Here is a 5,584-nt window from a genome sequence, read left to right as displayed (position 1 = left end):
TTTCAGTTCTGAACGCTGGTCAAGTGTCTCTGTGGTCCATTTCACGACATAGCACTTTTGCGATGGCCGGGCAATTTCTTCATTTGACCGTCTCGGCGTCTCCTATGTGTACCTACTCCACGCGCCCCTCCACCTTGCGGACGCAATAGAACGTCTTGGCAGCGGGGTAACGCGGATGCACAATCCCTTCTGGCCTTCGTCATAGACGGTGATCCGCTTGCCGGGGACCGGCTCTAGTGACATGATACGCGTCTTAGTGAACTGCATTTTTCGGTCATGACGTGCCCCTTTTGGGACATTGTGATGGACCCGCTGGCGCAATTCCGGGCTAACCCAGGGCCAACCTTTTAGAGGTAAATCGGTGAATGTCGGCAAAGGTCGCATTCTGCTAAATGTTATGATAGGTCAATGGTCGTTAGGATGGATAAAGCAGCGTAAAAGCCCGACTTTGAGATTTATAATCAGTGGGTCAGTGGGTCAGTGGTTCGATTTCTCTCGCCAGAGCCAAATAAAACAGGCACTTAGGAATTTTTTCTGAGTGCCGTTATTTTTTATCCAAACATTATCCAGCCACGTATCATTTTGTCATAGCCATATGGTAGGCATCTGGTTCATAAAGAGAATCCCTGACCCACCAGAGCCGTAAGAGAGCAGAATCGCATGCTGAGGCCATTCGTCTCATGCATTACGGTATACCAATAACAGGAGAAAACAGTGCCACGTACTAACACCAGCAATACCGTCTCACCCCAGGCCAGCGCACTGACACGTTTAGCCGCCCAATGCTTCATCGACGGCGATCACGCCCTGCTGTCGGCACTGGGCGATGCGATAGATGTGCTTCTGGTAGAGGAGGATGACGAAACCCTCCAGGCAGTATCCTATGAACTGGTCGAACAGGATATCGAGGCGGAGGCGGATTTCTGGGAGTTCGCCAAAGAGCGCGCGGAGATGTTTTTGAGCGAGACCGGTGAAGTGACCACCCTCTTTGCCATTCCCATTCTGGAGCCGGACCAGATCGCCGGATTTTCTGCCGACGAGGCCGCCGCCGCGCTCGTCCGCTACGGCCTCGTCTGCGAGAGTGCGACCGTCACTTTTTATCCGGTCCCCGTGGATGGCGGACGTTTACTGAATATGGACCCGGTGGACATTTTTCGCTTGCACCGCCAGATGGGCATGGACCACCGTCTGGTAGCGGAAATGCTGGGTAGCCCGCAGGCGCCACAAAGTGTACCGCCCTATATCTGTTTTATCGGTACCATCACCTATCCCGCACAGCTTCCAGGACCTTGCCTGGCCTGGCAACTGGATGTGGGGGAGTATCTGGAGCGCTTTGGGCAATGGTCCGACCATGTCGATCAGGAAGTGCTGGGGTTGGCGACCCGGAGCAATGCTTTAGGCATCCCTGGCCGCTTTGCCTTTGCCGTCCGTGAGGGCGCGCAGGAGTATCAGGACCTCATGCTCGTCGATTTTATCGAGAACGCAGCGAATTTCTCGCGGAAACCACAGCACATCCTGGCCAAACTCACAGACGGCATGATGGAAGAACTGACTCTGGAGTTATACGACGCACAGCAGCATTTTGGCGCATTGCAGATCTCATGGAGAGCGCTGGGTGAAACGCGCGCAGAAATACTGGAAAAAATCTTTGATGCGTTGCGGGTGGGTGGCGTCTCCGGGATCATGTTTGAAACCCAGGAAACGTCCCCCAAGCCTGACAGGGCGGTGCACTGAGAGGATTGCTCCGGCAAAAGGGAGCAGGACCTGCTGGAGTGCCTGGGGGAGATTTACCCAGTACCGGGTCAAATTTACTTCTTCTCCGTTTTCTCCGCCGTTTTTTGCAACTGCGAAACATCCATCATAATGGTGGTGTTTGGCGTTTCCGGAAGGCGTGGCATGGTCTCCTTTGGAAATTTGCCAGTGAGGCTGTCCAAAAACGAAACGATATCGGTCACTTGCTTATCCGTGAGCGTCTGGCCTAACTGACAGGCAGCCATGACCCGTACCGCGGTTTGCAGGGTACGCACGGAGCCGTTTTGGAAATAAGGCGCTTGTAAGGCAACATTGCGCCAACTGGGCACCTTGAAAAAATGCTTGTCCGCCGGATTGTGGGTCACGTCGAAACGACCCAGGTCGTCCATGAGATGATATTTCTGTACGTATTTGGCACAGACCGGATTATGTGGCTGCACCGGGAATTTCTGGAACCATCCGGTTCCCATGGGCGTACCAGGGTTGTCGAACATCGGGCCAGCGTGGCACGCCTCACATCCAAACGACCGGATTATGTTGATACCTGCCTGAGCATCACTACTAATGGCCGTTTTGTCGCCTTTGACGTAACGGTCATACGGACTGTCTGGCGTCACCAGGGTACGTTCATAAGTGGCGATGGCCTGTGCAATGTGGTCGAAGGTGATAGGATCCTTGTCGCCGAATACCTTGCGAAATTCCTCGCGATAGCCCGGTATTTCCTGCAGGCGTTTGACCACTTCCGCCGCATTGGGCATTCCCATCTCCACGGGGTTGAGGATGGGGCCTTTGGCCTGGGCCTCCAGGCTATTGGCGCGTCCATCCCAGAACTGCACGGTATTGAAAGCGGCATTAAAGACCGATGGCGGATGGCGAGGGGTGTCTACTCGGCCCAGTACGCCGAACGCAAGTGGCAAGCTGTCGCTGCCGTTGCTCATTACGTCGTGACAGGTTTGACAGGACACGTCACCGGTAAGGGATAGCCGGGGATCAAAAAACAACTGCTTACCGAGAGAGATTTTTGCGGGTGTCATCGGATTGTCTGCCGGGACTGGAACCTTCGAGGGAAACTCGCCGCCGAAGGCGAAGGCTACTGCGATTCCGCCCAAGCCCAGGCCTGCCGCCAAAACGGCACGGGCAGTGGCCAATCTGCGCCGCTTTCGTGCATATAGATTATCTGACTTTTCCATGCGTCACCTTCTCTTGCGAACACGAACCATGCCGCGCCCAGTTTAACAACAATTAATGATAAAATTCTAGACCACGTCAGGATGGCATTTGCTTGACGCTCCCCCGGTGAGGTTCTAGCATCGTTACCATGCAAATTCTGGTAAATGGTGCGCCCCGTGAGGTGCCGGAGCAGATGACGGTCCTGACGTTGCTGGCGGAGTTCGGCTGGGCGGAGCGTCGTGTGGCCGTTGAATGCAATGGTGAAATTGTGCCACGCAGCACGCACGCCGCAGTGACGCTGGCGGCCGGTGACCGCCTGGAGATCATCCAGGCGGTAGGTGGCGGCTGATCGCCTTGCACTAACCCCTTTTTTTTGAGGCGAAAGATAAACACGATGCGTAAAGATCCTTTGGTGATTGCGGGGCGGGCGTACCAGTCCCGCCTGCTGGTGGGTACGGGAAAATATAAGGATTTTGCCGAGACGCGGGCGGCCATTGATGCGGCTGGCGCGGAGATTGTTACGGTGGCACTGCGCCGGGTGAATTTGGGGCAGAGTAAAGACGAACCCAATCTGCTGGAGTTCCTGCCAGCGGACCGTTTTACCATCCTGCCGAACACGGCGGGTTGCTATACGGCAGAGGACGCGGTGCGCACCTGCCGTCTGGCGAGGGAACTGGGCGACTGGAAACTGGTCAAGCTGGAGGTCATCGGTGACCCCCAGACCCTGTACCCGGATATGCGGCAGACCTACGAGGCCGCCAGGACCCTCATCGCCGAGGGTTTCGAGGTGATGGTCTACAGCGTGGATGATCCGGTGGCCTGCAAGGCCTTTGCGGAGATGGGCTGTGTGGCGGTGATGCCGCTGGCGGCGCCCATCGGTTCCGGTCTGGGTATTCGCAATCCTTACAATCTGCGCATCATTCTGGAGCAGGCGACAGTACCGATTCTGGTGGATGCGGGCGTGGGCACGGCGTCCGACGTGGCAGTGGCGCTGGAGCTAGGTTGCGATGGCGTTTTGTTGAATACCGCCATTGCTGCCGCCAAAGACCCCATTCTCATGGCCGAGGCGATGCGTTTAGGGGTGGAGGCAGGGCGCAAGGCTTTTTTGGCGGGACGCATGCCGCGCAAGCTGTACGCCAGCGCCAGCAGCCCTGTGGACGGTCTCTTTTTTGAGTAGCAACGACGCCTTGGAATATGCGCGTACCGCACCCCTCGACGCGGAATTTGTCGAGACGGTGGAACGTCTGGTCATGGGTGCGGTGCCCGGCGGTGTGCTGCCCGACTATGCGGAAGACTGGGACGAGGCGGAGCGCCTGATTGCCCGCCTGGGCGATCAGGGGGTAGGCGTGCGCCTGGAGTTTGTGGTGGATGAGAACGGCCAGCGCTGGCACGTCTATATGGACTGGCAGGAGCCAGTCAGCCACGAATGGCAATTGACCGAGGCGGATGAGATGACGGCGGCGCAGGCGGTGACGCGGGCGGCCCTGGTCTGGTACTACCAGCAGGAAATCGCGGCGGTCAGCGCCCAGCCGCCGGACGGCTGGGCCTATTTTGAGGTGGTGGAACGCCTGGGTATGGCGCGAGATATGCTGGCGCGCTCTCTGGACGATCATCCGGTGCTGGCCGAGGAGACGGAAATGATGACCCGTTATCAGGAGCTCCTGGAAAAATTCAACGCGCTCTATGAACTGGCCAATCAGGCGTTGGATCAGCGTCTCGGCGCACCGGCGCGCAGCACCATGCACTAGGCCTGGCGCTCCATGCATATCCACGTCCTCGGCGTCTGCGGGACTTTCATGGGGGGCATCGCGCTGCTGGCGCGGGCGGCGGGGCATCAGGTAACAGGTTCGGATGCCCATACCTATCCGCCCATGAGTGATCTGCTGGCCCGCGAAGGGATTACGGTCCATGAGGGCTATGATCCCGCCCAACTGAATCCCACCCCCGACCTGGTACTCATCGGCAATGCTCTGTCGAGGGGTAACCCCTGCGTGGAGGCTGTGCTGGACCGGCAGATCCCCTATGACTCCGGCCCCGCCTGGTTGTCCCGGGAGATTCTGCAAAGTCGCTGGGTGTTGGCGGTGGCGGGTACCCACGGCAAAACCACGACGACCTCCATCCTGACCTGGATATTGCAGGAAGCGGGGCTCAATCCGGGTTTTCTGATCGGCGGTGAAGCGCGTAACTTTGGCGTATCCGCACGTTTGACGGATAGCCCTTTTTTTGTGATTGAGGCGGATGAGTATGATACGGCCTTTTTCGATAAACGCTCCAAATTCGTGCACTATCACCCGCGGTCGCTGATTCTCAATAACCTGGAATACGACCATGCCGATATATTCCCGGATATGGATGCGATCATCACCCAGTTCCACCATCTGCTGCGCACGGTGCCGGGCACGGGCGCGATCATCATGAATGCTGCGGCACAGGCACTGAAACAAGTGCTGGAGCGGGGGTGCTGGACGCCCCTGCAACGCTTTGCCGGAGAAGGCGAGTGGCAGGTACGGCTCGCTACTGCGGATGGCAGTCGTTTTAGCGTGCTGGAGCGGGGCGTGGAGCGCGGGCAGGTCAGTTGGGAAATGGCCGGGACCTTCAATGCCGAGAATGCGCTGGCGGCCTTGCTGGCGGCGCGTCATGCCGGGGTGCCGCTGGTGGTTGG

At 57.7% G+C, this 5,584-nt stretch carries 6 protein-coding genes; 5 read left to right on the top strand and 1 reads right to left on the bottom strand.

Going from position 1 to position 5,584, the window contains the following annotated elements; translation table 11 throughout:
• Window positions 1–714 precede the first annotated feature (714 nt).
• Window positions 715–1,734, top strand: a complete 1,020-nt coding sequence (locus AC2VNK_RS02380) for a L,D-transpeptidase family protein (protein ID WP_291525416.1) — start codon at window positions 715–717, stop codon at window positions 1,732–1,734.
• 74 nt (window positions 1,735–1,808) lie between these two features.
• On the opposite strand, the gene AC2VNK_RS02375 is transcribed toward AC2VNK_RS02380, so the two are convergent.
• On the bottom strand, window positions 1,809–2,942 hold the full coding sequence (locus AC2VNK_RS02375; protein ID WP_486882672.1) for a cytochrome-c peroxidase: 1,134 nt from the start codon (window positions 2,940–2,942) through the stop codon (window positions 1,809–1,811).
• A gap of 128 nt (window positions 2,943–3,070) precedes the next feature.
• Here AC2VNK_RS02375 and thiS point away from each other — a divergent pair, with 128 nt between their 5' ends.
• The 4 genes from thiS to mpl all read left to right on the top strand — a co-directional run.
• Window positions 3,071–3,271 (top strand): sulfur carrier protein ThiS, encoded by a 201-nt coding sequence (gene thiS, locus AC2VNK_RS02370; RefSeq protein WP_291525413.1) that lies wholly within the window; start codon window positions 3,071–3,073, stop codon window positions 3,269–3,271.
• A gap of 45 nt (window positions 3,272–3,316) precedes the next feature.
• Window positions 3,317–4,099: a thiazole synthase gene (locus AC2VNK_RS02365; RefSeq protein ID WP_291525411.1), complete on the top strand. Its 783-nt coding sequence runs from the start codon at window positions 3,317–3,319 to the stop codon at window positions 4,097–4,099.
• The gene (locus AC2VNK_RS02360) at window positions 4,092–4,670 is read left to right on the top strand and encodes a hypothetical protein (protein WP_486882671.1); all 579 of its coding nucleotides are present in this window, start codon (window positions 4,092–4,094) and stop codon (window positions 4,668–4,670) included. Before AC2VNK_RS02365 ends, AC2VNK_RS02360 begins: the two co-directional genes overlap by 8 nt.
• Window positions 4,671–4,682: 12 nt before the next feature.
• Window positions 4,683–5,584, top strand: a 902-nt coding sequence (gene mpl, locus AC2VNK_RS02355; RefSeq protein ID WP_486882670.1) for a UDP-N-acetylmuramate:L-alanyl-gamma-D-glutamyl-meso-diaminopimelate ligase, incomplete at its 3' end; no start/stop codon positions are given.

The organism is Acidithiobacillus sp. TH-A35, from assembly GCF_057473505.1.
The sequence above is the reverse complement of the archived record's forward strand: the minus strand, read 5'-3'. Positions and strand labels throughout refer to the sequence as shown.

Bases quoted from the DNA above. Each gene is read 5' to 3' on its own strand.
- AC2VNK_RS02375 (WP_486882672.1), bottom strand. From the start codon at position 2,942: ATGGAAAAGTCAGATAATCTATATGCACGAAAGCGGCGCAGATTGGCC.
- thiS (WP_291525413.1), top strand. From the start codon at position 3,071: ATGCAAATTCTGGTAAATGGTGCGCCCCGTGAGGTGCCGGAGCAGATG.
- AC2VNK_RS02365 (WP_291525411.1), top strand. From the start codon at position 3,317: ATGCGTAAAGATCCTTTGGTGATTGCGGGGCGGGCGTACCAGTCCCGC.